At 69.2% G+C, this 22,621-nt stretch carries 30 protein-coding genes and 1 tRNA gene; 20 read left to right on the top strand and 11 right to left on the bottom strand.

Translation table 11 applies throughout. The features are described 5' to 3' along the window. Positions 1–103 precede the first annotated feature (103 nt). Positions 104–580, bottom strand: coding sequence for a MarR family winged helix-turn-helix transcriptional regulator (locus K7472_RS27385; protein WP_308014112.1), 477 nt, complete (start codon positions 578–580; stop codon positions 104–106). A gap of 109 nt (positions 581–689) precedes the next feature. Here K7472_RS27385 and K7472_RS27380 point away from each other — a divergent pair, with 109 nt between their 5' ends. After that, positions 690–1,586 (top strand): alpha/beta hydrolase, encoded by an 897-nt coding sequence (locus K7472_RS27380; RefSeq protein ID WP_222981248.1) that lies wholly within the window; start codon positions 690–692, stop codon positions 1,584–1,586. A gap of 15 nt (positions 1,587–1,601) precedes the next feature. Here the strand turns inward: K7472_RS27380 and K7472_RS27375 are convergent, their stop codons facing one another. Then, positions 1,602–2,540 carry a LysR family transcriptional regulator gene (locus K7472_RS27375; RefSeq protein WP_222981247.1) on the bottom strand — a complete coding sequence of 313 codons (939 nt, stop codon included), beginning with the start codon at positions 2,538–2,540 and terminating at the stop codon, positions 1,602–1,604. Between the two features lie 136 nt (positions 2,541–2,676). On the opposite strand from K7472_RS27375, the gene K7472_RS27370 reads away from it, so the two are divergent. After that, complete coding sequence (locus tag K7472_RS27370; protein WP_222981246.1) at positions 2,677–3,930, top strand: MFS transporter; 1,254 nt, start codon at positions 2,677–2,679, stop codon at positions 3,928–3,930. Positions 3,931–3,937: 7 nt separating this feature from the next. Here the strand turns inward: K7472_RS27370 and K7472_RS27365 are convergent, their stop codons facing one another. The 3 genes from K7472_RS27365 to K7472_RS27360 all read right to left on the bottom strand — a co-directional run bounded on the left by K7472_RS27365 (position 3,938) and on the right by K7472_RS27360 (position 5,375). Continuing rightward, positions 3,938–4,414, bottom strand: coding sequence for a hypothetical protein (locus tag K7472_RS27365; RefSeq protein WP_222981245.1), 477 nt, complete (start codon positions 4,412–4,414; stop codon positions 3,938–3,940). Positions 4,415–4,637: 223 nt separating this feature from the next. Beyond that, complete coding sequence (locus tag K7472_RS33870; RefSeq protein WP_504740138.1) at positions 4,638–4,805, bottom strand: hypothetical protein; 168 nt, start codon at positions 4,803–4,805, stop codon at positions 4,638–4,640. Positions 4,806–4,817: 12 nt separating this feature from the next. Then, the gene (locus K7472_RS27360) at positions 4,818–5,375 is read right to left on the bottom strand and encodes a Type 1 glutamine amidotransferase-like domain-containing protein (RefSeq protein ID WP_252396320.1); all 558 of its coding nucleotides are present in this window, start codon (positions 5,373–5,375) and stop codon (positions 4,818–4,820) included. A 394-nt stretch (positions 5,376–5,769) separates the two neighbouring features. Here K7472_RS27360 and K7472_RS33285 point away from each other — a divergent pair, with 394 nt between their 5' ends. Continuing rightward, positions 5,770–5,892 carry a hypothetical protein gene (locus tag K7472_RS33285; protein WP_289679265.1) on the top strand — a complete coding sequence of 41 codons (123 nt, stop codon included), beginning with the start codon at positions 5,770–5,772 and terminating at the stop codon, positions 5,890–5,892. A 744-nt stretch (positions 5,893–6,636) separates the two neighbouring features. Here the strand turns inward: K7472_RS33285 and K7472_RS27355 are convergent. Beyond that, positions 6,637–7,608, bottom strand: a complete 972-nt coding sequence (locus tag K7472_RS27355) for a helix-turn-helix domain-containing protein (RefSeq protein WP_222981244.1) — start codon at positions 7,606–7,608, stop codon at positions 6,637–6,639. Positions 7,609–7,878: 270 nt separating this feature from the next. Here K7472_RS27355 and K7472_RS27350 point away from each other — a divergent pair, with 270 nt between their 5' ends. From K7472_RS27350 to K7472_RS27335, 4 genes are all read left to right on the top strand, one after another. Further along, complete coding sequence (locus K7472_RS27350) at positions 7,879–9,291, top strand: FAD-dependent oxidoreductase (RefSeq protein WP_308014111.1); 1,413 nt, start codon at positions 7,879–7,881, stop codon at positions 9,289–9,291. Positions 9,292–9,361: 70 nt separating this feature from the next. Then, positions 9,362–10,426 (top strand): alpha/beta fold hydrolase, encoded by a 1,065-nt coding sequence (locus tag K7472_RS27345; protein WP_222981243.1) that lies wholly within the window; start codon positions 9,362–9,364, stop codon positions 10,424–10,426. 162 nt (positions 10,427–10,588) lie between these two features. Beyond that, positions 10,589–11,290, top strand: coding sequence for a TMEM175 family protein (locus K7472_RS27340; protein WP_308014110.1), 702 nt, complete (start codon positions 10,589–10,591; stop codon positions 11,288–11,290). A 155-nt stretch (positions 11,291–11,445) separates the two neighbouring features. Further along, on the top strand, positions 11,446–11,784 hold the full coding sequence (locus K7472_RS27335; RefSeq protein WP_222981242.1) for a metal-dependent phosphohydrolase: 339 nt from the start codon (positions 11,446–11,448) through the stop codon (positions 11,782–11,784). On the opposite strand, the gene K7472_RS27330 is transcribed toward K7472_RS27335, so the two are convergent. Both K7472_RS27330 and K7472_RS27325 read right to left on the bottom strand, forming a co-directional pair. Then, positions 11,785–12,261: an NUDIX hydrolase gene (locus tag K7472_RS27330; protein WP_222981233.1), complete on the bottom strand. Its 477-nt coding sequence runs from the start codon at positions 12,259–12,261 to the stop codon at positions 11,785–11,787. 21 nt (positions 12,262–12,282) lie between these two features. Beyond that, positions 12,283–12,819 carry an XRE family transcriptional regulator gene (locus K7472_RS27325; RefSeq protein WP_222981241.1) on the bottom strand — a complete coding sequence of 179 codons (537 nt, stop codon included), beginning with the start codon at positions 12,817–12,819 and terminating at the stop codon, positions 12,283–12,285. Between the two features lie 116 nt (positions 12,820–12,935). On the opposite strand from K7472_RS27325, the gene K7472_RS27320 reads away from it, so the two are divergent. The 7 genes from K7472_RS27320 to K7472_RS27290 all read left to right on the top strand — a co-directional run bounded on the left by K7472_RS27320 (position 12,936) and on the right by K7472_RS27290 (position 16,604). Then, the gene (locus K7472_RS27320; RefSeq protein WP_222981240.1) at positions 12,936–13,220 is read left to right on the top strand and encodes a hypothetical protein; all 285 of its coding nucleotides are present in this window, start codon (positions 12,936–12,938) and stop codon (positions 13,218–13,220) included. 386 nt (positions 13,221–13,606) lie between these two features. Beyond that, positions 13,607–13,972, top strand: a complete 366-nt coding sequence (locus K7472_RS27315; RefSeq protein WP_222981239.1) for a hypothetical protein — start codon at positions 13,607–13,609, stop codon at positions 13,970–13,972. Between the two features lie 51 nt (positions 13,973–14,023). After that, positions 14,024–14,473: a PD-(D/E)XK nuclease domain-containing protein gene (locus tag K7472_RS33785; RefSeq protein ID WP_222981238.1), complete on the top strand. Its 450-nt coding sequence runs from the start codon at positions 14,024–14,026 to the stop codon at positions 14,471–14,473. Between the two features lie 173 nt (positions 14,474–14,646). Beyond that, the gene (locus K7472_RS27305; protein ID WP_222981237.1) at positions 14,647–15,111 is read left to right on the top strand and encodes an ATP-binding protein; all 465 of its coding nucleotides are present in this window, start codon (positions 14,647–14,649) and stop codon (positions 15,109–15,111) included. A gap of 124 nt (positions 15,112–15,235) precedes the next feature. Then, positions 15,236–15,514 (top strand): hypothetical protein, encoded by a 279-nt coding sequence (locus K7472_RS27300; RefSeq protein WP_222981236.1) that lies wholly within the window; start codon positions 15,236–15,238, stop codon positions 15,512–15,514. Between the two features lie 49 nt (positions 15,515–15,563). Continuing rightward, positions 15,564–16,034, top strand: a complete 471-nt coding sequence (locus K7472_RS27295; protein WP_222981235.1) for a GntR family transcriptional regulator — start codon at positions 15,564–15,566, stop codon at positions 16,032–16,034. A gap of 9 nt (positions 16,035–16,043) precedes the next feature. Then, positions 16,044–16,604 carry an HD domain-containing protein gene (locus K7472_RS27290; RefSeq protein ID WP_222981234.1) on the top strand — a complete coding sequence of 187 codons (561 nt, stop codon included), beginning with the start codon at positions 16,044–16,046 and terminating at the stop codon, positions 16,602–16,604. Here K7472_RS27290 and K7472_RS27285 read toward each other — a convergent pair whose 3' ends face one another. Both K7472_RS27285 and K7472_RS27280 read right to left on the bottom strand, forming a co-directional pair. Continuing rightward, complete coding sequence (locus tag K7472_RS27285) at positions 16,605–17,081, bottom strand: NUDIX hydrolase (protein ID WP_222981233.1); 477 nt, start codon at positions 17,079–17,081, stop codon at positions 16,605–16,607. Between the two features lie 21 nt (positions 17,082–17,102). After that, on the bottom strand, positions 17,103–17,843 hold the full coding sequence (locus K7472_RS27280; RefSeq protein ID WP_222981232.1) for an XRE family transcriptional regulator: 741 nt from the start codon (positions 17,841–17,843) through the stop codon (positions 17,103–17,105). A gap of 266 nt (positions 17,844–18,109) precedes the next feature. Between K7472_RS27280 and K7472_RS27275 the strand changes: the two genes are divergently transcribed. The 6 genes from K7472_RS27275 to K7472_RS27250 all read left to right on the top strand — a co-directional run bounded on the left by K7472_RS27275 (position 18,110) and on the right by K7472_RS27250 (position 22,435). Further along, positions 18,110–18,322: a hypothetical protein gene (locus K7472_RS27275; RefSeq protein WP_222981231.1), complete on the top strand. Its 213-nt coding sequence runs from the start codon at positions 18,110–18,112 to the stop codon at positions 18,320–18,322. Further along, positions 18,319–18,603: a hypothetical protein gene (locus tag K7472_RS27270; protein ID WP_222981230.1), complete on the top strand. Its 285-nt coding sequence runs from the start codon at positions 18,319–18,321 to the stop codon at positions 18,601–18,603. The genes K7472_RS27275 and K7472_RS27270 overlap by 4 nt, the downstream gene beginning before the upstream one ends. Before the next feature lie 21 nt (positions 18,604–18,624). Next, the gene (locus tag K7472_RS27265) at positions 18,625–18,819 is read left to right on the top strand and encodes a hypothetical protein (protein WP_222981229.1); all 195 of its coding nucleotides are present in this window, start codon (positions 18,625–18,627) and stop codon (positions 18,817–18,819) included. 138 nt (positions 18,820–18,957) lie between these two features. Then, positions 18,958–20,682, top strand: a complete 1,725-nt coding sequence (locus K7472_RS27260) for an FtsK/SpoIIIE domain-containing protein (RefSeq protein WP_222981228.1) — start codon at positions 18,958–18,960, stop codon at positions 20,680–20,682. 116 nt (positions 20,683–20,798) lie between these two features. Beyond that, complete coding sequence (locus tag K7472_RS32995) at positions 20,799–21,017, top strand: helix-turn-helix domain-containing protein (RefSeq protein WP_308014109.1); 219 nt, start codon at positions 20,799–20,801, stop codon at positions 21,015–21,017. Next, positions 21,014–22,435: a tyrosine-type recombinase/integrase gene (locus K7472_RS27250; protein WP_222981227.1), complete on the top strand. Its 1,422-nt coding sequence runs from the start codon at positions 21,014–21,016 to the stop codon at positions 22,433–22,435. Before K7472_RS32995 ends, K7472_RS27250 begins: the two co-directional genes overlap by 4 nt. Here the strand turns inward: K7472_RS27250 and K7472_RS27245 are convergent. Beyond that, positions 22,409–22,482, bottom strand: a tRNA-Thr gene (locus tag K7472_RS27245). The two genes, K7472_RS27250 and K7472_RS27245, sit on opposite strands and share 27 nt — an antisense overlap. Between the last annotated feature and the right edge of the window lie 139 nt (positions 22,483–22,621).

Here is a 22,621-nt window from a genome sequence, read left to right as displayed (position 1 = left end):
GGGTCGCGGCGGCCCGGGGGCGGTTCGAGGAGGCCGAACAGGAGCTGGGGACGGCCGTGACGGCGCTGCGCGAGGGGGCGGACGCGGACGCGTGGCGGAGCGCTCATCCGGTAGGCAGGCCGATCCGGTCGCGTTCCAGCGCGGCGCGCAACGTGGCGAAGACCTGCGCGACGGCCGCCCCGCCGGGGGTGCCGAACACGTCGCCGAGCAGTTCCGTCAGGCGCTCGGTGAACGTCGCCTCCGCCGCGTCCGCCAACTCCCGTCCCTCGCCGGTCAGTTCCAGCAGCGACGAGCGGCGGTCGGCCGGATTCGGCCGCCGGGCCACCCATCCGTCGCGCTCCAGCCGGTCGATGCCCTTGCTCGTCGCGCCGATGCCGATCGCGAACGCGGCGGCGACGTCGGCCACCCGGGACCCGGGGTGGTCGCGCAGGTGGCGCAGGAACTCGAACTGCGAGGTCACGATCGCGTGCCGCTCGCGCAGCCGGTCGTTGAGCGCGTTGTACAGACGGGTCTCGCACCGGACCAGGTCGGAGAAGAGCTCCGGAAGGCCGGCCGGCTGATCGCTTGATTTATATGCCACGGCATATAGTGTACTGGCATCCACTCGGCAGCCGCGACCGCGGTCGCTCCGGCGACCGCGCGTACCGCCGAGCCCTCGCCCGTACCCGTGACCACTGTGGGAGACCGACATGAGCAGAGAACAACGCGCCGCGATCGACGCCATGATGCGGCAGCCGCAGCCCGAGGGGCTTCTGTCGCCGCAGGAGCTGCGCACCGGGTTCGCGGCCCTGATGGACCGGATGATCGTCCCCGACGCCCTCCGCACCACGGACGTCACCCTGGGCGGTCGCGCCGCGCTCCTCGTGGAGCCGGAAGGAGAACCGCGCCCGGGGACGATCCTGTACCTGCACGGCGGCGCGTTCGTCTTCGGCTCCCCGCGCACCGCGCTGTCGCTGACCGGCAACCTGGTGGCCGCGACCGGGTTCCGGGCCTTCTCACCGGACTACCGGCTGGCGCCCGAGCACCCCTTCCCCGCGGCGATCGAGGACTGCCTGAGCGCCTACCGGGAGCTGCTGGAACGCGGGACCGACCCGGCCACGATCGCGTTCGCCGGGGACTCGGCGGGCGGCGGGCTGTCCGTGACGACCTGCCTGAGCGCGCGGGCGGCGGGCCTGCCGCTGCCCGCGGCGATCGTGACGTTCTCCGGCGGCTTCGACGCCACCCGCACCGGCGCCAGCATGACGACGAAGGCGGAGGCCGACCCGATCTTCACCCGCGAACGGCTGGCGCACACCGGGTCGATGTACCTGGCGGGCCAGGACCCGCGCCAGGAACTGCTCACCCCGGCGACCCTCGCCGACCTGACCGGCTTCCCGCCGATGCTCCTCCAGGTGGGTACCGACGAACTGCTGCTGGACGACTCCACCCGCCTCGCCGACCGCGCGCGGGACGCCGGGGTCGACGTGATCCTGGACGTCACCGCCGACGTCCCGCATGTCTTCCAGGCGTTCGCGGGCGTCCTGGACGAGGCCGACGAGGCGCTGGCCCGCGCGGCGTTCTTCCTCACCCAGCACGTCAACGCCTGACGACCGGAACCATGGCTAGTCCCACGCCAGGGTCCACCCCGGCGTCCACGTCGCGGCGTCGTCGTGCCCGGGGCGGGTGGAGCGCAGGTGGGCGTCGAGCGCGGCGAGGGCCGGGTGCGGGTTGTCGCGGTGCCGCAGCAGGGAGTGCGGGTAGACCGGCGCCGGGTCGCGCACCGGCAGCCGCCGCAGCCCGTGCTCGGCGGGCCAGACCAGGCGGGTGCGCTCACCGACGAACGTCGCCAGGGCTCCGGAGCCCGCGAGCGTGTCCAGCAGCGGCTGGGTGCCGAAGTCGGGGCCGGTGATCTCGATGGTCAGGCCGAACGCGTCGGCCAGGTCGGCGTAGTAGGCGGTCGACTCGGTGCCGGGCACCAGGCCCGGCATCCAGATGCGGTGCCCGGCCAGTTCCGCGGGGGTGACCGCGCGGGCGGCGGCCAGCGCGTGCGCCGGGCCGACCAGCAGCTCGACGGGCTCGTCGAAGGCCCGCACCGCCCGGACCTCGTCGGGCAGGCGGCGACCGGGCATCGTGACGGCGCGGAACGACGCGTCGACGGCGCCGGAGGCGATGGCCTCGACCGCCGCGTCGGAGTCCGGCAGCGTCACGACGTCCAGCTCGGCGTCGGGGTGCGCGCGGTGGAAGTCGTGCAGGACACCGGCCGGGCCGAGCCGCCGCCCGATCACGTCGACCCGCAGCGCGCGGCCGCCCGGCCGCACCGAGGCGAGAGCCCGCGCCTCGGCCCGCAGCAACTCGCGGGCGTGCGGCAGGAACGCCTGCCCGTCGAGCGTGAGCCGGGTGCCCCGCGGGGTGCGGGTGAACAACCGCACGCCGAGCGCCTTCTCCAGCCCCGCGACCCGCTTGGAGACCGCCTGCTGGGTGACCGACAGCTCGACGGCGGCGTCCTGGAACCGCCCCGCCCGCGCGACGGCCACGAAGGTGCGCACGGCGTCGAGGTCCACGTCACCCACGCTATCCGCACAACGATCGGTTGTGCCGACCCGGCCCGGCGGTTGTTTGCCCGCCGGGGCCCGTGCCCGCTTGGATGCCGGGGTCGGTGTGGAGCGGGTCGGGAACGGGACGAGGATCGCGTTGGGCGTGACGGGCGGGCGGCGGCGGTCGCTGGGGCGGCGGTTCGGATGGCTGTGGGCGGCGTTCGCGGTCAGCTCGTACGGCTCAGGGCTCGGCTTCGGCGCGTTCCCGCTGATCGCGGTGCTGGTGCTGCACTCGGGTCCGGCCCAGGTGGCGGCGCTGTCCGCGGCGGGCCGGGCGGCCGGGGCGCTGCTCGCGGTGCCGCTGGGGCCGTGGGTGGAGTTCCGCCGCAAGCGGCCGGTGATGATCGCGACGGACCTGGCGCGGTTCGCCACGATGGCGAGCGTCCCGGTCGCGTACGCGCTCGGGTGCCTCGGCTTCGTCCAGCTCCTCGTCGTCTCGGTCGTCGTCGCGGCGGCCAACATCGCGTCCAAGGCGGCGAGCGGCGCGTACCTGAAGTCCCTCGTGCCGCCGGAGGACCTCCTGATCGCCAACGGCCGCTTCGAGTCGACGACGTGGACCTCCACGGTGGTCGGACCGCCGCTCGGCGGCGCGGCGATCGCGCTGTTCGGCCCGGCGACGACGGTGATCGCGGACGCGGTCAGCTATCTGCTGTCGGCGGTGGGGATCAGGGCGATCGGCGGGAGCGAGGAGAGGCCGGCCGTCCCGGAGCGGGCGGCGGGGGCCCGGGCGCGGGTCGGCGAGCTGCTGGAGGGCTGGCGCTACGTCCTGGCCAGCAGCGCGCTGCGCCCGCTGTTCTTCAACGCCATGCTCTCCAACGGCCTGATCATGGCGACGGAACCGCCGCTCGCCGTGCTCCTGCTGGGCCGGCTGGGCTTCGCCCCCTGGCAGTACGGTCTCGCGTTCGCGGCGCCGTGCGTGGGCGGGCTGATCGGGTCGCGGATGGCGCACCGGCTGGTGACGCGGTTCGGGCAGCACAAGGTGATGCTCTGGGCCGGGGCCGGGCGGGCGGTGTGGCTCGTCGGCCTGGCGTTCGTGCGGCCCGGGGCGGCGGGGATGGCGGTGGTGATCGTCTGCCAGCTGGGACTGGTGACGTGCTGCGGGGTGTTCAACCCGGTGCTGGCCACGTACCGCCTCGCCCGCACCGCGCCCGACCGGGTGGCCCGGACGCTGTCGGCGTGGTCGGTCAGCACCAGCGCTGCCATCGCGGCGACGACCGCGCTGTGGGGCGTGCTGGCGTCGGCCACCTCGCCCCGGACGGCGCTGGCGCTGGCGGGCGTGCTGTTCCTCGCGACCCCGCTGCTCCTGCCGCGCCGAGAGCGGGCGTCGGGCACGGCGGAGGTCGCTCCGGCGCGGTGAGGCGGTCTCAGGTGTCGGTGGGGGTGACGGGCGGCGGCGTACCGCCCCCGCCCAGCCTGGCCCTGGTGGTCTCGCCGCGCTCGTGCGCGACGGCCTGGCGTTCCTGGGAGGCGATCTGCTCGCGCCGGACCTCGGCGTCGAGCTCGTTCTTGCGGCGCTGGGTGGTGGCCTCGATCCGCGCCTTGGCCACGGACGCGGCAGCGGTGAAGCTGGCGGCGACGGCACCGCCCGTGATGAGTTCGTTGATCAGCCCGGGCTCGGAGCCCCGCTCCAGCGCGGCGGAGGCGGACTCGACGGCGGGCAGTTCGTAGGCGGGCCGGACGGACGGCAGCGAGTGGCCCGCGGCGCCGGTCTCGCGATGGCCGACGGACCAGCCCGCCCCGCCGGCGGTCCCGTCCGGCGCCCGGCCCCCGTCGACGGGTAGACCGCACGTGTCGCAGTAGTCCTCCGACTCGGAACGATGCCCCTCTGGACAAGTCACCATGTCCGTATGGTAGTTGGCGGGAGGAAGCCGGAGGAGCCCTCAGCGGTCTCAGCGGTCCCAGAGATCTCAGGGGCCGCAGGGGGAAGTCGCAGCGGAGGCCGCCGGAACACCGGGCCAACCAGCCAACGGGTCGCCACGCCGCCGAACGGCCGCCCGAGCCGCCGAGTCACCGAGCAGCCCAGCCGCCGAATCACCGAGGCACCGAATTGTCGAGCCGCTGAATTCACCGAGGCGCCGAACGGCCGACCTCCGGCGGAATAGCGTTGAGCGACGCTTCCCGCTGCTGCCGCTCGGACTGGCTGCTCAGCCAGTTGGGCAGAATGCGGTCCGTATCACTGAAGCGCAGGCAAGGGTCCTTGCGGAGTTTCTGTAACGCGGCCCAGTCCGCCACCGGTCCCGCGTTTCAGCCGACCACCCGCACGTCGTCGCCGTCCACCACGATCGCTTGGCCGTCCCGCAGCGCCACGAAGGGCTCGTGATGGTCGATGTAGTGCCGCACGGTCTCCTCGATCTCGTCGGACTCCGGGTGGTCGGAGCGGTAGTGCGGCGCGACCGCGAAGGACAGCAGGCCGAGCCCGTCCCACAGCACGGGGCCCTCGGGGTAGCCCTCGGGAAGGTGCTCGGGGTCGTCCACGTGGCCGGCGATGCCGCGCAGGGTGGTGCCGGCGATGCACGCGGCGGCGCTGTAACCGCCGAGGACCAGGCGGTCGGCGGCCAGGAGCTCCTGGAGCAGCGCGTCGGCGCCGCTGTGCCGCAGGGCACGGCGCAGGACGAAGGTGTTGCCGCCGCGGATGTAGACCAGGTCGACGTTCTCCAGGGTCTTCCTGAGCGCGTTTCCGCCGTCGAAGAATTCACGGAGGTCGAGTTCCTCGGGCGCCAGGCCCACGGATCGCAGTTGCGCGATCTCCCGTTCTGTGGAAGCGGCCCTGGTGTCCGCGTCCTGGAAATCGTAGGCATTCATCACGAGAGCCGCGCGCGTGCGACCACCGAGCAGGCGCCGCAATTCCTCGGGACGATTCCCGATGCGAAAAGAAGAAAGGTAGAGACGCATAACGCGTAGTATACGAGGTGATCCCTTGAGTCAGGTTGTCAACGACAAGGCGGGCAAAGGCCGTTCGCCCCGCCCGGGCAAGGCATGCCTCGGCGTGATGCACCTCGATCCGTTGCCCGGCACCCCCTTCCACGAGGCCGGGGACCTCGATGACGCCGTACCGTCCGTGCGAGCGCTGTACGAATGCGGTGCGCACGAAGTGCGACGGGGGGAGACGTGAAGCTGGTGTCCGACATGCTCGGCACAGGGATACTCAGATCACGCGCGACATCCACCGGAGCGTCTCCCGGAGGTCACGAAGGACGTGGTGGAGGCCACCGCGAAGCTGGTCCGGCTCCAACGCAAGACCGAGGCGGAGAAGGCCAAGCGCGCCAAGAAGGCCCAAGCCGACGGCAAGAAGGTCCGGCAAAGGAAAGCCAAGAGGTAGGGCCGAGCCCGCTCCTCTCACGCAAACCATCCCGTGTCCCCGGCCGCGTGACCCGTTACCTCCGGGCAACACAAAACCCCAGGTCAGGGGCTATCTGACCTGGGGTCCTTCGGAGCCGCCTAAGGGAATCGAACCCTTGGCCTACGCATTACGAGACCGCGAGCGATCGAGTTGCCCGGTGCCGCGTGGTGCCAGGCCGTTACGTTTTACCTGATCAGGACAGGTGCACCAGGTTGAGCTGTGCCGCCCTGCGCCGCCCCGTCCAAAGGCGTCTGTCCACCGGCTGTCCACCGGTCCATACGCTCTCGGACCGCCAGAAGGCCCCGCTGAGAAGACTGCGTCACAGGCAGTACACGCTCGGGCTGCCCGCCACGCCACCTGTTGTGAACCTACAAGTCGACGAGTCCTCGCGATCTCTACCGGGAACAACACCGGCAGTGACAGCAGCAACGTCGTCGCTCCCCGCGTGAGCCGACCGGTGCACTCCCTGCTCCACGCGAACCTCCGACTTGTACGCCGCTGCGTGAGCCGAGTCTTCAACGACCTGCGGCCCGGACCGCCCGGCTCCCTGACCCCACTTCCTCGACGTCCGCTTTCGCTGCGCGAAAGCCACTGTCCGCGTGAACATGATCGTTGCCGACGGTGGCCACCCCGGCACCGGCCTCGTGATGCCAGACCTGCGCCAGGCGGACGACGACCCGCCCACCGGAAGCAGGGACCACCACACCTCTCAACTGGAAAGTCCTACCGCCATGCGCTGGGAGTCTCGGCGAATCGTTTCTTGTACGCCTTGACGAAATGGCTGCTGTCGGCGAAGTGCCAGCGAGCGGCGATCTCGGACACCGTCAGGCGTGTCGAGGTCAGCTCCGCCCTGGCGCGTTCGAGACGGCGTTCCCGTACATATCCCATGACCGGCGACGTGCCCCCTTGACCGAACGCGCGGTAAAGGGTGCGGACGGACACGTTCAGGGCCGCCGCGATCCCCCGGGGACTGAGGTCGGGGTCGGCGAGCAGCCGGGGCTCGATGTGGTCCATCGCCGCCCTGAGGAGCGCCGGTGCGAACTCCGCGTCATCGATGACCTGGTCGTTCATCAGCCCTCTGAACAGCTCCAGAGTCGCGTTGCGGGCCGCACCCGCGGCAGCGGCACCGAGTCCGTCCGCCAGTTCCGCCCAGAGACGGAGCTGGGCGAGCAGAAGGGCCGCGGCGGGCGAGCCCTGTTCCGCGGTGACCGCCCGCGTGTTCGACGGGAAGCGGATCTCGCTCGCGGGAAGGACCAGGGTGATCGCCCGGGTGCCCCGGGCGATCTCGAAGTCCCACGGGTCCTCGTTCCTGCGCACGCACACCATTCCGGCCGCCGCCGTGGCGCGCTGCCCCCCGGTGGCGAAGCGCCACTCACCGCTGAGCGTCACGCTCGTCACGATCCGGTCCTCCAGGTGCCCGCCCGGGCCGCCGGTGCCGCCCGCGACCGCGTCGCTGTACTGGTCCTCGAGGAACAAGTCGAGCAGGTTCTGCTTCCAGATGCGAGCGCGGTACGTCCCTGCGCCGTGCCGCGGCAGCCGCATGGGCGGCGCCGGCACCCGCTCACCGCCCTGCCGCCGCCACTCCCCGAGCAGCACGCGGTCCCGGTTCTCGTTCGCGTACGGCACGGTGATGTCGACCACGGGCGTCGAGGGATCCCCGACCCGCCAAGGGGACGCGCTCACTTCGGTGCTCATCCGGAGCAACGCTACTCCTCCCCGGCCCACCACCCCCGGGCCGGGCACACCGTGCGCCCTCGGGTGGCACGGAAGTACCACGTACTTGGCCGACCGGTACTGGTCTCCGGCGTTCGGGCCCGGTGAGCATGAGCGAGTGCTTCCCGCCTTCCCCCGGGACGAGCGGGCCTCGCCGGACCTCCGGGTCCTGCTTCCAGCTGCCTGGGCGCTGATCCGTCGGTCCAGGTCCGTTCCACTCTCCGACTGGAGTCCTCGGTGTCCGAATCCGTGGTGACCCTTTTCGAAAGCCTCGTCGGCGCCGAGCCGCGGCACGACGCACCTGTCCTGTTCGACACGGCGTGCGTGATGGGCGGGAGCATCGCGGGACTCCTCGCGGCACGGGTGCTCTCCGACCGCGCACGCAACGTCGTCATCATCGAACCCGACGACACAGCGGCCACGGCCGGGTCGCGCCCCGGAGTACCGCAGGACCAGCAGGTGCACACGCTGCTGCCCGCCGGCCGCCTGTGGATCGAACGGTGGCTTCCCGGCGTCTCCCAGGAGGCACAGGACCGGGGCGCGTCACTCGTCGGACCCGACCAGCAGTTCGTCGGCTACGACGACACCCCGCAGGTCCCGGACGGCGTGGACCACCAATTCCTCGCCATCGGACGTCCCCTGCTGGAAACCCTAGTCCGGGACCGGGTCACCGCCCTGCCCCACGTCTCGGTCCTGCGGGCGCGGGCGACCGGGTTGCGCTACGACGACGGCGCCGTCACCGGCGTGCGCTACGCCGAGACCGGAACAGGCGGTCAGGCAGAGCGGGGAGAGCGGGCGGAGGGGGTCCTCGCGGCGGACTTCGTCGTGGACGCGATGGGACGCTCCAGCAGGCTCTCGCACTGGCTCGAGCAGGACGGCTACGACCAGCCCCCGCTCGAACGGCTGCAAACCCCCGTCAACTACGCGACCGCCCTCTTCGAGCGCCCGGCGAAACTCCCGGACCTGGACGCGGCGACCGTGCTGCAACTGTTCACACCCCGGTACCCGTCGGGCGGAGTGTCCGTCGCGGCGGCGACCGCGATCGAAGGACAACAGTGGCTCGTCATGCTGATGGGCTACGGAGACCACCGGCCCGGCAGGACCATCGACGAGTTCCGCGCCCAGTGCGCCGCGCTGCCCCCCATCTTCAGCGACGTCACCAGCAACAACGTCACCCGCGAGGTGGTGACATACCACCAGGCCGAAAGCAGGCGACGCCACTTCACCGAGGCCGGCCGCCTCCCGGCGCGGCTGGTCAGCACGGGCGACGCCGTGGCGTCGTTCAACCCGGTCTACGGCCAGGGCATGAGTTCCGCCGCCCTGCACGCCTCCTGCCTGGCCTCCTACCTCGACAGCGGCGCCGACCTCGACCAGGCGGCCACCGGGTTCTTCCGCCTTCAGCAGGTCGTCGTCGACGCCGCCTGGGCCGTATCCGCGGGAGGAGACGCCGCCCGCATCGACGCCGAGAACGGCACCCAGGTACCCGAGGAAGTGCGGCAGCAGCGCCGCGCCATGGAACAGATCGTCCGTGCTGCCCTCGTCGACGCGGACGTGTCAGGAGCATTCAACAACGTGTCGTACATGCTGCGTCACCCCGGCACGCTGTTCGATCCGGCGATCCTGGAGAAGGCGGCAGCCGCCACCGAAGAAGCAACGGCCGGGTGACCGACCCCACGATCGACCGGTACATCGGCCTCGGCCTGTCGGAACGGGCGGCGCACGACGACTCGGTGGGATGCCCGCGGTAGCCGCCGTCGACGCAGGTCTTGCGGATGCCCTCCATGGCCTGGGCTCCCCCGGGCGCCCTGCCCGGACAGATCCCGGCCTGGCCTCGCGCTGCCCGTGTCCCTGCCGGAGGCCGGCCGTGCTCCGTACCGTCGACGGCCCCGAGACGTCCGACCGCGCGAGGCCGTCACCCTCGTACTCGTTCTATATATGGAGACCTGAAATGCCCTACGTGACGACCGAAGACGGCGTGCGCATCAATGTCGTCGAAAAAGGCCGGCCGGACGGACGCCCCATCGTTTTCGTCCATGGACTCGGCAGTTCGTGCCAGGCGTGGGAAGGGGTGATGGCCGCTCCCGGACTCGCCGACCGTTATCGCTTGATAGCGTTCGATCTGCGCGGCCACGGTCGTTCCGACACCGTTCTCAAGCCGGAGCTGCTCACGGCGGACGGGCCTGCCGCCGGCGCGGATCTCTGGTCACGCGACCTGGACACGGTGGTGGCAGGCCTGGCGTCACCGATCCTGGTCGGTTGGTCCTTCGGCGCCGGTGTCGTCCAGTCCTGGCTGTACACCCACGGCGGGCTCGCACAGGCGGAAGCCGCCGTCCTCGCCTGCGCGCCCAACGTCATCGGCCCGGTGCCGCCCGGTGATCCCGCCGCGGGGCTCATCACACTCGAAGGTGTTCAGGCCCTCGCCGGGGCCGCGCACGCCGGCACGGCTTTCGCCCGCCGCATCCTTGCGAACCGCGCCGACGACACCTCCATCGACGCCGACGCACTCGAACGCGTCGCAGCCGTCGCCGAGGCCACACCGGCCGAGTCGGTGGCCGCGGTACTGCGATACCTCATCGACTTCCGGCCCTTCCTCTCGACGCTCGGCGCGGAGACCCGCGCGCGTATCACCGCTGTCATCGCCGACGGCGACCAGATCTTCGACGAAGCCGCCGGCCGGACGGTCTGGGACCAGGCGGGCATCCGTACCGTCCACGTTCCCGACGCCTGCCACGCACTGCCCCTCCGCGAACCCGACCGCTTCGCCCGGCTCCTGCTCGACCTCCTCGCACCCCACGACTGACGGCGGAAAAGGTCCGACCGGCCGAGTTGTCGGCGGACACGCTCGTAGCAAAGGGCTCCCCCGAGATCGAACCTGCACAACCCACTGATCATCCGAACACTCGACCACCCGCGCCTCGGCGACGGCAGGTGCGGTGGGCAGACCCAGGAGAGGTGCGCACACGTGAGTGCCAGAGACGTCGTCGACGAGACCGGAACGGGACGGAGCGACCTCGAAGAGCCGTCGGCTCCCGCGCCGGACAGGATCGAGGGGGGTGTCTCGGGGGAGCGGTTGGTGCTGTTCACCGATGCGGTGACGGCGATCTCCATCACCCTGCTGGTTCTACCGCTGGTGGACCTCGTCCCCGAGGCCGCGTCCGCCCACGAGCGCGCCGGCGAGGTGATCACCGGTCATCTCGACCAGTTCTGGGGCTTTCTGCTCAGCTTCGCGGTCATCGCGAACATCTGGCGGGAGCACCACCGGGCCTTCTCGACGGTCCAGGAGGTCACCCGTTCCCTGACGGTGTGGAACATGGGATGGCTGCTGTCGGTCGTGCTGCTCCCGCTCCCGACGGAGATGATCGGCGCCTTCGGCGGCCGCGACCGGTTCGTGGCGTCGTTCTACTACGCGGTGCTCCTGGTCGGCATGGTGTGCCGACTGGCCATGCTGAAGATCCTCAAGGGCAACCCGGACATGGTCGAGGGGGATGAGGAAGAGACCCGCCGGAGGACCGCGTACCTGTACACCGACAGCTGCGTCAACGTCATCGCCACGGTCGTCGCGTTCGCCGTCGCCCTCGCCGTACCGGCGCTGCAGTACTGGAGCCTTCTGCTCCTGCTCCTTCCGGGTCGGGTGCGCTTCACGGGCCGGCGCGGTGCGGGCTGACCACGGGAACGGCCGTTGCCCTGGGCACGCAGGGGGGCCGGGCAGTACCCCACTGGCCCGGCCCCACCGCAGACCGGCTGTTCAACGTTCACGGCCGTGGGCGAGCCGGAGGCGATTCAGCCCCCGGGTTCCATCCACTCGACGGTGCAAGGTACTTGAGGGACACCATCCATGCCGATCGGCGCCTGTGCGATCTCGTCGCTCACCACTCGTGCGCACTGATCGAGGCGGAAGAGCGATCCCTTGATGAGGAGTTGGCCTCGGAGTTCGCCGTCGAGGGCGAGGCACTCGTCCAAGCGCTGATCTACTGCGACATGACCACGACGCCTCACGGCGGACAGACCACCACTGAGGAACGGATCAAGGAGATCCTCTCCCGCTACGGGCCCGATCACGTGGTCACCCGGTCGATCACCCGCGCCGCGCCCACCCTGACGTCCGCCTCGCACGCGGTCGCCGCGAGGCTGGCTCACGCGCGGGCGGCGAAGCGCTAGTCAGCCAAGGTGCGGGGCGTCCAGACCTGCCAGGTAGTCATCGAGGCGCTTGCGCATCGACCGGTCCATCTGCAAGCCCGCCGCCCGCTCAACCGAAACCCACTCGACCTCTCGGGACTCACTGCTCGGGGTCGGCGTGCCGGAGACCGCTCGCGCCGTGAACACGACTGAGAACTCCTGCCTGCACTCGCCGTCGCTCGTGTAGAGGATGACGTGGCGCGGGTCGGTGTAGATACCGACCAGGCCGGTGATTTCGCAGCGGATGCCGGTCTCCTCTTCGCACTCGCGCACGGCAGTGTCCGGCAGCGATTCGCCCAGGTCCATCGCACCGCCGGGCACGGCCCAATTGTCGTTGTCGCTGCGGCGGATCATCAGGATCTCGTCGCGCTCGTTGAGCACCACGACGTTGGCGGACGGCACCAGGCTGTTGGCCTTCGGTGCCCTGGGGTCGTCGAAGTAGTCGATCCTCGATGCCATAGGAGTCCTAAGAAGTGTGGTTCACGGGTGCACGGGCTTCGCCTGTGCCCAGATGCGGTCGAAGCTCTCGACGTAGGTGTTCACCATCTCCCCGCCCGGGATGCGCTTGAGGTGCAATACGGGGGCGTGGGAGGCGCCGAAGCCGTGCACATGGGTGTTGACGAGGAGCTGATCGTCGGCGCGGTAGACGGAGTTGTAGAGCACCGTGTCGTGCAGGCGGAGTTCGACGCCATCGGCACCGCCCAACGCCCGGTCGTACAGCACCATCACGTTCCTGATCTTCGCCGCCATCGCGTCGTCAATGCCCTCGTCGGCACCGCGGTTCGCCACGTGGGCGCTGTCCGGATCGCCGAGCAGGACGCGCACGCGGACACCCGTCTCGGCCTTGTCGGCGAAGGTGCGCAGAACGCCGGCGTCCTCCGCGAGGAACAGCCCGCTGTAGACCAGCACGCCGATCTCGTGCCCCGCCGTCTCGAAGAGACGTCCCCAGGCGTCCCTGGGCACCGCCCAGCGGTGCGGATAGACATTGAGGATTTCACTCTCCGAGGCACTGGCCACTTGTTGACGCGGCAAGGCGTCGGGCCAGAGACAGCGCTCCTGAACGGCAAGCGCCGCGACCAGTGGCGCGCCTTCAACCAGTCCAGCTTCTTCGTCTCCGAGGTGGTGAACGCATCGTGACTCCGCACACGACCGAACTGGTGCGGGTGAAGGACGGGAGGCGTCACCTGCGGAGGCAGGCGCCGACCGCCGTCGAGATCAGTGGCGTCTCCGTCCGGCCTGCCGCGCACTTCACCCGCGCGTGGTCGGCGACCGGCGAAGCCGTCCCCGTCGCGTTCCGGATGTCCGTCCTGCCGGTGCGCGGCCTCGCGCTCTTCGTGCTGTGGGCGGCGTCCTCACCCCAGCGGCTCGCCATCGCCGCAGCGCTGTCCGGCGTCGTGGGCCTCGAGCTGTTCGAGTAGGTGGATGACCCCGCCAGCACCCGTTTGCCACGACGAGAAAGGCCCAGATCCCCGATGCGAAAATCGATGACCTGGGCCTCTGTGGAGCCGCCTAAGGGAATCGAACCCTTGACCTACGCATTACGAGCAAGCCGACCGTAGTCCGGTGGGGTCCGTCGGCGTCCGTCCACGCTGGTCAGCCCAGGGTACGGACGCCGGCGGGCGTTGGCGGACAGGGGCGTACTGCTACTGATCTTGCAACTGGCAGCGGACCCCACCGACTGAGGATCAGGGAATTCTTGGGTTCAAACACGCCTACCCGTGAGATCCTAACCATCCCAGCTGCATGAATCAGTGATTCAAGAAGCAATAAACCATCCCCAAGCCGCCTCAAGGAGACAACACAAATGGAACTTACCGCAGATTCCGAGAGCCGACGCACAGAAATTGAGTCACTTCTCGAAGAAGCAGAGCAGATTTCCAGCGATCTTGCTACTTGGCAGACGCCAACCACACCGTCCAGTTCGACACTGCTCGAGAACAGAAAAAAGTACCACAGTTGGTACGCGCGAGCCAAGAGAGTTGTCCCCGCGGAAGACCTGCCGAAATTCATCGACATGTACGAAGGAGGCGACTTCATTAAACGAATTAAAGCTTTCCTCTCCAGCCCACTCGAAAAGAATCAATTCTATAACGCGAGCGAATCGAACTCCTTCATCCCCGAGTGGTCTCATCCGTACGAGACAACCTTTGCACAAAGTTTTGCCGAATAGAAAGAGATTCTACTCGGCTCTATCTTCTACTCAGGTGATCTAGCCGCCGAGTTGGAGCAGCTCGCCTCGCTATTTTCTCGATTGCCAAGGTACCTTGACGTCCTCAACGCATCGAAAAATTCGAACGTCATCGGACCCAGGATCGCGAGAGAATCAGACTTGCAGGTGATTGTACTCGCCCTGCTTCGATTCCTATACAGGGATGTTCGCCCAGAAGACTTCACCCCCCAGCACTCTGGTGCGCGCAGCAGGGTGGACTACTTGATTCGCGACAGCGGGATCGTAGTCGAGACCAAGATGACCCGGAAGTCCATGACAGACAAGACTCTGGGGGACGAACTCCTTGTAGATTGGGGGCGCTATCCAAAACATCCGGACTGTAGAGCGATCTTCGCCCTTGTCTACGACCCGACTAGACAACTAAGCAACCCCGAAGGGCTCGCAAACGACCTTTCGCAAGATAGTAGAGAGCCAACGACAAGGGTGCTTATCGTGCGCTGACGAGATAGATTCCGGCGCCGCGTAAGGCAATAGGAAACCGCTCGTGGGACGTCTTTAGAGGTGCTAGACGTCCCGAGACGTCCCTAAGACGTGGTTCAGATGGCCGGACGCTCACGCAACGCTCCTTGGTATGCAGAGCATCTACGGCGCTAGCCGCTTCCCGGGGGTGTCCCGTGAGCACTCTGACCAGTAGGGCGCCCTTCTCCGGGTTCCCCCGTACCACTGAACTCCTCGGCTCGCTCGTGCTGCGGAGCGATCCCTCGTCCGCGCGGCTCGCGCGGGAGTTCACCAAGGTCGCGCTGTCGGCCGGCGAACGCGGAGAGGTCGCAGCGAGCCTCGTTCCTGTCGTCTCCGAACTCGTGACGAACTCCGTCGTTCACCGCACGGGGCCGTTCTCCGCGTCCATCCACCTGCGCCTGCTGACGTGCGGGACGACCGTTCGGCTCGAAGTACACGACGACGAACCGGCGCTTCCTGCGCCTCGAACCGCTACCTCTCCCAACGACGAATCCGGGCGCGGCCTGCACATCGTCGCGGCGCTCACGACGCGTTGGGGGTGCTTTCGTACCAACACCGACAAGTGTGTCTGGTGCGAGATCGACGCGGGCGCACGCTCGACCTCTGGTGAGCGGTCGTGATGGGCGACTCCCCCGGCACTCTCCCTGGCTACTGGTGCGAGTGCACCGTCCGCGCCAACGTGACGGACACCCAAATGCGGAACGTTGCTTCCATCGACGCCTACGCTCCCGAGCAAGCGATCCGGTGGTGCGCGTCACCCTGCGGACGCTGGTCTCCGCCCTCGCCTCCGACGAGCTGCGCGCCGCCCTCGCCTGGCTGGACGGTGGCACGCGCCCGGCCGTCGACGATCTGCTCGACCGGCGGGACTTCGAACTGTCGATCTACCACGGACAGACCCGCGTTACGTGGACCGTTCGCCCTGTCGCCTTCCTGCCCTTCGCTCACCGCCTCGGTCGTGAACTACCCACCTGCGTCGATCGGTTCACCGGGGCACGCGCCCCGCGACGAAATGGTTCGGCATGATGGCTTCACCTCGGCCGCGCACGCGGCTCGGACGACCGAAGAGGACAGCGTGAGCCCACGATCGACGGCCTGGGGCGCGTACGCCCAGATCGCCAACGCGCTGCGCGAGCGCATCCGTACGGGTGCGCTGTCCGCCGGCGAACTCCTGCCGTCCGAGGTGGCGCTCGCCCAGGAGTACGGCGTCGTCAGGAACACCCTGCGGCGGGCGCTCGCACAGCTTGAGCAGGAGGGACTGATCGAGTCGCTTCCGGGGCGCGGACGGATGGTCCGGCCACCCGAGCAGCGCAGCACCGCCCCCGTGCAGCCCAAGCCCGCGCGTTACCGCGAGATAGCTGCCGAGCTGCGTGCGGCGATCGAGCGCGGGGACCTCTCGGAAGGTGCCGCGTTGCCGAGTGAAGCCGCGTTGACGACGCAGTACGGCGTGTCCCGCGGAACCGCCCGCCAGGCGCTGGCCGACCTGTCCGGTGCTGGACTTGTCGAATCGGTGCAAGGCAAGGGCTGGTTCGTGCGTAGCCGTTAGCCTCGAAGCATGGACGTCTCAGAGGCGCGTGAACTGGCTCGACGGCTGCTCGAGGAACCTCTCCCCCGCCGCTGGGCACACTCCCAAGGCGTCGCCGCGCGAGCGGAAAGCCTCGCTCCGATCCTGGGCGACGACGCCGGACTCGTGCAGTGCGCGGCCTGGCTCCACGACATCGGTTACGCGCCGCAGATTGCGGACACCGGGTTCCATCCACTCGACGGTGCAAGGTACTTGAGGGACACCATCCATGCCGATCGGCGCCTGTGCGATCTCGTCGCTCACCACTCGTGCGCGCTGATCGAGGCGCAAGAGCGTTCCCTGCAAAGGGAGTTGGCGTCGGAGTTCACTGTCGAGGGCGAGGCACTCGTCCAAGCGCTGATCTACTGCGACATGACCACGACGCCTCACGGCGGACAGACCACCACTGAGGAACGGATCAAGGAGATCCTCTCCCGCTACGGGCCCGATCACGTGGTCACCCGGTCGATCACCCGCGCCGCGCCCACCCTGACGTCCGCCTCGCACGCGGTCGCCGCGAGGCTGGCTCACGCGCGGGCGGCGAAGCGCTAGTCAGCCAAGGTGCGGGGCGTCCAGACCTGCCAGGTAGTCATCGAGGCGCTTGCGCATCGACCGGTCCATCTGCAAGCCCGCCGCCCGCTCAACCGAAACCCACTCGACCTCTCGGGACTCACTGCTCGGGGTCGGCGTGCCGGAGACCGCTCGCGCCGTGAACACGACTGAGAACTCCTGCCTGCACTCGCCGTCGCTCGTGTAGAGGATGACGTGGCGCGGGTCGGTGTAGATACCGACCAGGCCGGTGATTTCGCAGCGGATGCCGGTCTCCTCTTCGCACTCGCGCACGGCAGTGTCCGGCAGCGATTCGCCCAGGTCCATCGCACCGCCGGGCACGGCCCAATTGTCGTTGTCGCTGCGGCGGATCATCAGGATCTCGTCGCGCTCGTTGAGCACCACGACGTTGGCGGACGGCACCAGGCTGTTGGCCTTCGGTGCCCTGGGGTCGTCGAAGTAGTCGATCCTCGATGCCATAGGAGTCCTAAGAAGTGTGGTTCACGGGTGCACGGGCTTCGCCTGTGCCCAGATGCGGTCGAAGCTCTCGACGTAGGTGTTCACCATCTCCCCGCCCGGGATGCGCTTGAGGTGCAATACGGGGGCGTGGGAGGCGCCGAAGCCGTGCACATGGGTGTTGACGAGGAGCTGATCGTCGGCGCGGTAGACGGAGTTGTAGAGCACCGTGTCGTGCAGGCGGAGTTCGACGCCATCGGCACCGCCCAACGCCCGGTCGTACAGCACCATCACGTTCCTGATCTTCGCCGCCATCGCGTCGTCAATGCCCTCGTCGGCACCGCGGTTCGCCACGTGGGCGCTGTCCGGATCGCCGAGCAGGACGCGCACGCGGACACCCGTCTCGGCCTTGTCGGCGAAGGTGCGCAGAACGCCGGCGTCCTCCGCGAGGAACAGCCCGCTGTAGACCAGCACGCCGATCTCGTGCCCCGCCGTCTCGAAGAGACGTCCCCAGGCGTCCCTGGGCACCGCCCAGCGGTGCGGATAGACATTGAGGATTTCACTCTCCGAGGCACTGGCCACTTGTTGACGCGGCAGGGCGTCGGGCCAGAGATAACCCTCCTCGACGCTCAGGAAGGTCGCCACGGCGTACCGGTGCTTGCGGTACGGCATACGTCCGCTGATCCAGCGCTCGACCGACTTCGGGTCCACGTCCACCGCGCTGGCCAGGGCGGTCGGCGTCACGCCCCTCTCTAACAGGGCCGCTCGCAGTCTCTCGTTCGGCATCTGCCCCCACCTGGGTTCTCCAGGGACGTCCCCGCCCATGGAGACGTCTTGCACACGTCCAGTCATGTGGTGATCGCGTCCCATCCTCTCATCGGATGCTCGTTGTCGTGCGGGAATGTCCGCACAGATCCACCGTCAACTGCGGTTCGTGAAAGCCCCCTTGACCTCCGTTCGTCGTGAAGCGACGCTGAAACTTGCACATGCTGTACATGTGCAAGTCGGAGTCGAGAGATCAGCTCACCCGGACCGCCGAGAGAGGAGGTCCGATGCCACGCACAGAGAGGACTCAGCCCAACGCCAACCCCGAGGCACCACGCACCTGCCCGTGCGGCGCGCTGATCGACGGCCGGGGCGACCTCTGCCGCAAGTGCCGTGGACGGCTGCGGTGGCTGCGCCGCCTGAACGGCAAGCGCCGCGACCAGTGGCGCGCCTTCAACCAGTCCAGCTTCTTCGTCTCCGAGGTGGTGAACGCATCGTGACTCCGCACACGACCGAACTGGTGCGGGTGAAGGACGGAAGGCGTCACCTGCGGAGGCAGGCGCCGACCGCCGTCGAGATCAGTGGCGTCTCCGTCCGGCCTGCCGCGCACTTCACCCGCGCGTGGTCGGCGACCGGCGAAGCCGTCCCCGTCGCCTTCCGGGTTTCCGCCCTGCCGGTGCGCGGCCTCGCGCTCTTCGTGCTGTGGGCGACGTCCTCACCCCAGCGGTTCACGTTCGCCGTCGCTGTCTCTGCCGTCCTGGCCCTCGTGCTGCTCGCCTGATGGGGCCGGAAGGGAGGTCTCGTGGTTCTCTCGCTCTCCGCGCTCGTCCTGCTCGGAGCCGCGATCTTCGCGCTCTGGCGGTACGGCCGGATCGCTGTCTCACACGTGGTGCTGTGCACCCTCTTCGGATTCCTGCTCGCGTCGAGTTCCCTCGCGCCGTACGTCGGCGCCACGGTCCGGGCAGGCGCGCGGTTCCTGGGAGGAATCCACCCGTGAAATCCCCAACCTGTGGAAGGAGGAATGTCTTTGCGGCGAAATTCCCAACGGTACGCACGGCGCGCCCGGAAGCAATTCAGGAAGCAGGACGTCCCGCCGCTCATGCTCGTGCTCAACGACCGGCGCGGTGGGGCGTTCGTGGAAGCACTCGCACGCTGGCTGTTCCGGTATCGGTCGGAACTGGCGCCGATCGCGTTCGGGTCCTCGCTGGGCGCCGCCGGCATCGTGCTGCACGCGACCCACCCCGGGGCTTGGCCGTGGATCGGCCTCGTCACGGTCACGTTGTCCGTGGCGCTGGTGAAGGGCTGGTTGCTGCGGCGTCTGGATCGCTTCGAGGAACGGCTCTACGCGTCCCTGACGGCATGCGCGGCAGGGATCTGGCTCACGCTGGCCACGGCGGTCGGCGTGAGCTGGTCGCCGCTGCCGTGGCTGCTGCTCCTCGGTACTCCGACCGCCGGGGTGCCGTGGTGGACGCACCGGCGCCGTAGGGCACGAGTGTCCGTCGAACGCACCATCCGAGCTTGGCCGGACAACGCTGAGGCCATCGGTCTCGTGGGCTCCCGGATCGTCTCCGCGGTGGTGGACGCCTGGGGGTGGCGGGCGCGGGTGGGACTGCGCGGCGGCCAGACGGCGGCTGACGCGCTCAACCGCGTCCCGGCGATCGAGTCCGGCCTCGGTACGCGCCCCGGCGCGGTGCGGGTGGCTCCGGACGAGGCGCGGGCCGACCACTTCACCCTGCGCGTTCTCGACCGCGACCCCCACGCGAAGCCGATCCCGTGGACGGGCCCCTCCGTCTCGTCCGTGCACGAACCCATCGAACTGGGCGTCCACGAAGACGCCTCCCCTGCCCTCGTCTCGTTGCTGCGTCGTCACGCGTTGATCGGCGGTATCGCCGGTTCCGGCAAGAGTGGAGTCCTGAATGTCATCCTCGCCGATCTCGCTGCCTGCCCCGACGTCGTCCTCTGGGGCATCGACCTCAAGGGCGGCATGGAACTCCAGCCGTGGGCACCCTGTCTCGACAGACTGGCCACGACGCCGCAGGAGGCCACGGTCCTGCTGCGGGACGGCACAAGGGTGTTGGAGAGCCGCGCGGGCGCCCTGAGCCGGCGTGGACTACGTGTCTGGGAACCGACCGTTACAGCGCCCGCTCTAGTGATCGTCGTTGACGAGTACGCGGAACTGGCTGAGGAGGCGGAGGAAGCTCTCGGCCACGCCGACTCGATCGCCCGCCGCGGGCGGGCTGTCGCCGTGACCTTACTCGCCGCGACGCAACGGCCTACGCAGCAGGCCATGGGTCGCAAGGCGGTCCGGTCGCAGATGGACGTACGCGTGTGCCTGCGGGTGCGTGAGCGGCGAGACGTCGATCTCGTCCTCGGGCAGGGCATGTTGGCCGCTGGCTGGACCGCTCACACGCTCGACGCGCCCGGCAAGTTCCTGCTCTCCGCGCCCGGTGCCGACGAACCGCAACGCGCTCGCGCGTACCTCGTGACGGACGCCGAGGTGAGCGCGACGGCCGCTCGGTACGGGCCGACCCGACCGCGACTCGACGCCCTGTCGCAGTCGGCCACCCGTACGTGCGAAGCATCTGACGAGGACGACGAAGTGATCGACGCCGAACTCGTCTTGCAGGAAGAGGAGTCGGAGCCCGAGGGCGGCCCGGAGTCAGTACTCCTCCGCGCACTCGACGCCGCCCCGCCACAAGGCCACTCCGTCGCCGACCTCATGCGGGTCTCCGGCATGGGCCGCACGTGGGTCTACCGGCGGTTGCAGGAGCACGCCGCAGCCGGGCGCGTCATCCAGGTCTCCAGGGGCCGGTGGCGGTCAGAGTCCGGGGAAACCGCGAAGACCACGATGAACGGTTGATCGTCCGCGTCCGCGCGAACGTCCGCGTCCCCTCGCGCGCCTGCGCGTAGCGGGCTGCGGACGGCGCGGCGGACGTCCACGCGGACGACTCCGCCCCGCCCCCCCACCGAGAGGAGGTGATCACCACGACGATCACGAATCCGACCGAACGTCTCGTCTACACCGTCGCGGAAGCCGCGCACGCCCTACGGATCGGCAGGAGCAAGCTCTATGACCTTCTCGCCTCGGGTGAGATCGAATCCATCCACATCGGCCGGAGCCGCAAGATCCCCGCCCGCGCGCTCCTCGACTACCTCGACCGACGACGCGAACAGGAACAGGAGGAATCCGCATGAGCAAACGGCAACCCAACGGCCACAGCAAGATCTACCTCGGGGCGGACGGCGCGTACCACGCGTACATCACCATCGGCCTGAAGGACGACGGTTCACTCGATCGACGTCACAGGAGCGGCAAGACAGCAAGCGAAGTACGCGACAAAATTCGCGAGTTGGAGCGCAAGCGCGACGCCGGGAACGTTCCCGGCAAGGGGCGCGTGCCGACCGTCGAGGCGTGGGTGACCACCTATCTCGACACCATCGCGCCGCGCACCCTCGCGCCCCGCTCGCTGGACGACTACCGCTCCAAGGCGAAGAACTGGATCGTCCCGGGGCTCGGACAGCACAAGTTGGACCGGCTCCAACCCGAGCACCTGGACAGGCTGTACGCGAAGATGCTCGACGCCGGGAAGGCACCGAGCCACGTGCTCAAGGTTCACCGCGTACTGTCCCGGATGCTCAAGATCGCTGTCCGGCGCGGGATCATCGCGCGCAACGTCGCGCAACTCGTTGAGCCGCCCACCGTGCGCGAGGCGGAGATCGTCCCGTTCACCCGGGATGAGACGCGGCAGATCCTCACGGCCGCCCAGCGGCGACCCAGCGCTGTGCGCTGGTCGGTCGGACTCGCACTCGGCCTACGGCAGGGCGAGGCGCTGGGGCTGCGTTGGTCGTACCTGGACCTCAACACCGGCCGCGTACGCGTCTGGTGGCAACTCCAGCGCAACACCTGGCAGCACGGGTGCGACGACCCGCATGCCTGCGGCGTGAAGCGGCACAAGACCAAGCCGTGCCCGAAGGCGTGCAAGCAGCACACGCGCGCCTGTCCCCCGCCCTGCCCGAAGGACTGCGCCCGCCACGCGAGCACCTGCCCGCAACGCAAAGGCGGCGGACTCGTCTTCCGCGAGCCGAAGGGCAAGAGCAAGCGCACCATCTCGCTTCCGCCTGAGCTGATCCCGGAGCTTGAGGCGCACCGCATCGAGCAGCAACGCCAGCGCTCCCAAGCAGGCGCCGTGTGGCAGGAGAACGACCTCGTGTTCTGCCAGCCGGACGGACGGCCGGTCGATCCGCGCGACGACTGGGAGGACTGGAAGGCGCTGCTACGGATCGCCAGTGTCCGGGACGCCCGGGTGCACGACGGGCGGCACACCTCCGCGACGCTGCTCCTGGAGTACGGCGTCGACGTCCGGATCGTGATGGAGATCCTCGGTCACTCCGATCTCCGCGTGACCACCCGGTACACCCACATCGCCGTCCCGCTCGCCCAGGAAGCCGCCTCCCGTATGGGCCAGGCGCTCTGGGGCCGGACCGGGAAGCCCGAACCCCTCCACGCCGCCACTACTGCAACCGGCGCTGCAACTGAAAAAGCCCAGATCTCCGACGATAACGTCGTTGACCTGGGCTTTTATCGGAGCCGCCTAAGGGAATCGAACCCTTGACCTACGCATTACGAGTGCGTCGCTCTGGCCGACTGAGCTAAGGCGGCAGCGCCGCCCCCGCTGGGGGCAACGGGTGCAAGTTTACACACGCCACGGGGGTGCTTCGTACCGCGTTTCACGTGCGGCACCCGCGCCCCGGCCAGCTCAGGTCCACGTGCGGCACCGACGCCCCCGCCGCCTCGGGTC

The sequence above is a fragment of the Streptantibioticus parmotrematis genome (genome assembly GCF_019890615.1).
GTDB lineage: Bacteria > Actinomycetota > Actinomycetes > Streptomycetales > Streptomycetaceae > Streptantibioticus_D > Streptantibioticus_D parmotrematis.
Note: the sequence above shows the minus strand (reverse complement) of the source record. Positions and strands in the feature narration are given on the sequence as shown.

Excerpts from the sequence above, each read along its gene's own strand:
- K7472_RS27380 (WP_222981248.1), top strand. The coding sequence starts at position 690 with ATGAGCAGAGAACAACGCGCCGCGATCGACGCCATGATGCGGCAGCCG.
- K7472_RS27365 (WP_222981245.1), bottom strand. The coding sequence starts at position 4,414 with ATGGTGACTTGTCCAGAGGGGCATCGTTCCGAGTCGGAGGACTACTGC.
- K7472_RS27360 (WP_252396320.1), bottom strand. The coding sequence starts at position 5,375 with ATGAATGCCTACGATTTCCAGGACGCGGACACCAGGGCCGCTTCCACA.
- K7472_RS27355 (WP_222981244.1), bottom strand. The coding sequence starts at position 7,608 with ATGAGCACCGAAGTGAGCGCGTCCCCTTGGCGGGTCGGGGATCCCTCG.
- K7472_RS27345 (WP_222981243.1), top strand. The coding sequence starts at position 9,362 with ATGCCCGCGGTAGCCGCCGTCGACGCAGGTCTTGCGGATGCCCTCCAT.
- K7472_RS27330 (WP_222981233.1), bottom strand. The coding sequence starts at position 12,261 with ATGGCATCGAGGATCGACTACTTCGACGACCCCAGGGCACCGAAGGCC.
- K7472_RS27315 (WP_222981239.1), top strand. The coding sequence starts at position 13,607 with ATGGAACTTACCGCAGATTCCGAGAGCCGACGCACAGAAATTGAGTCA.
- K7472_RS27290 (WP_222981234.1), top strand. The coding sequence starts at position 16,044 with ATGGACGTCTCAGAGGCGCGTGAACTGGCTCGACGGCTGCTCGAGGAA.
- K7472_RS27285 (WP_222981233.1), bottom strand. The coding sequence starts at position 17,081 with ATGGCATCGAGGATCGACTACTTCGACGACCCCAGGGCACCGAAGGCC.
- K7472_RS27280 (WP_222981232.1), bottom strand. The coding sequence starts at position 17,843 with ATGCCGAACGAGAGACTGCGAGCGGCCCTGTTAGAGAGGGGCGTGACG.
- K7472_RS27275 (WP_222981231.1), top strand. The coding sequence starts at position 18,110 with ATGCCACGCACAGAGAGGACTCAGCCCAACGCCAACCCCGAGGCACCA.
- K7472_RS27250 (WP_222981227.1), top strand. The coding sequence starts at position 21,014 with ATGAGCAAACGGCAACCCAACGGCCACAGCAAGATCTACCTCGGGGCG.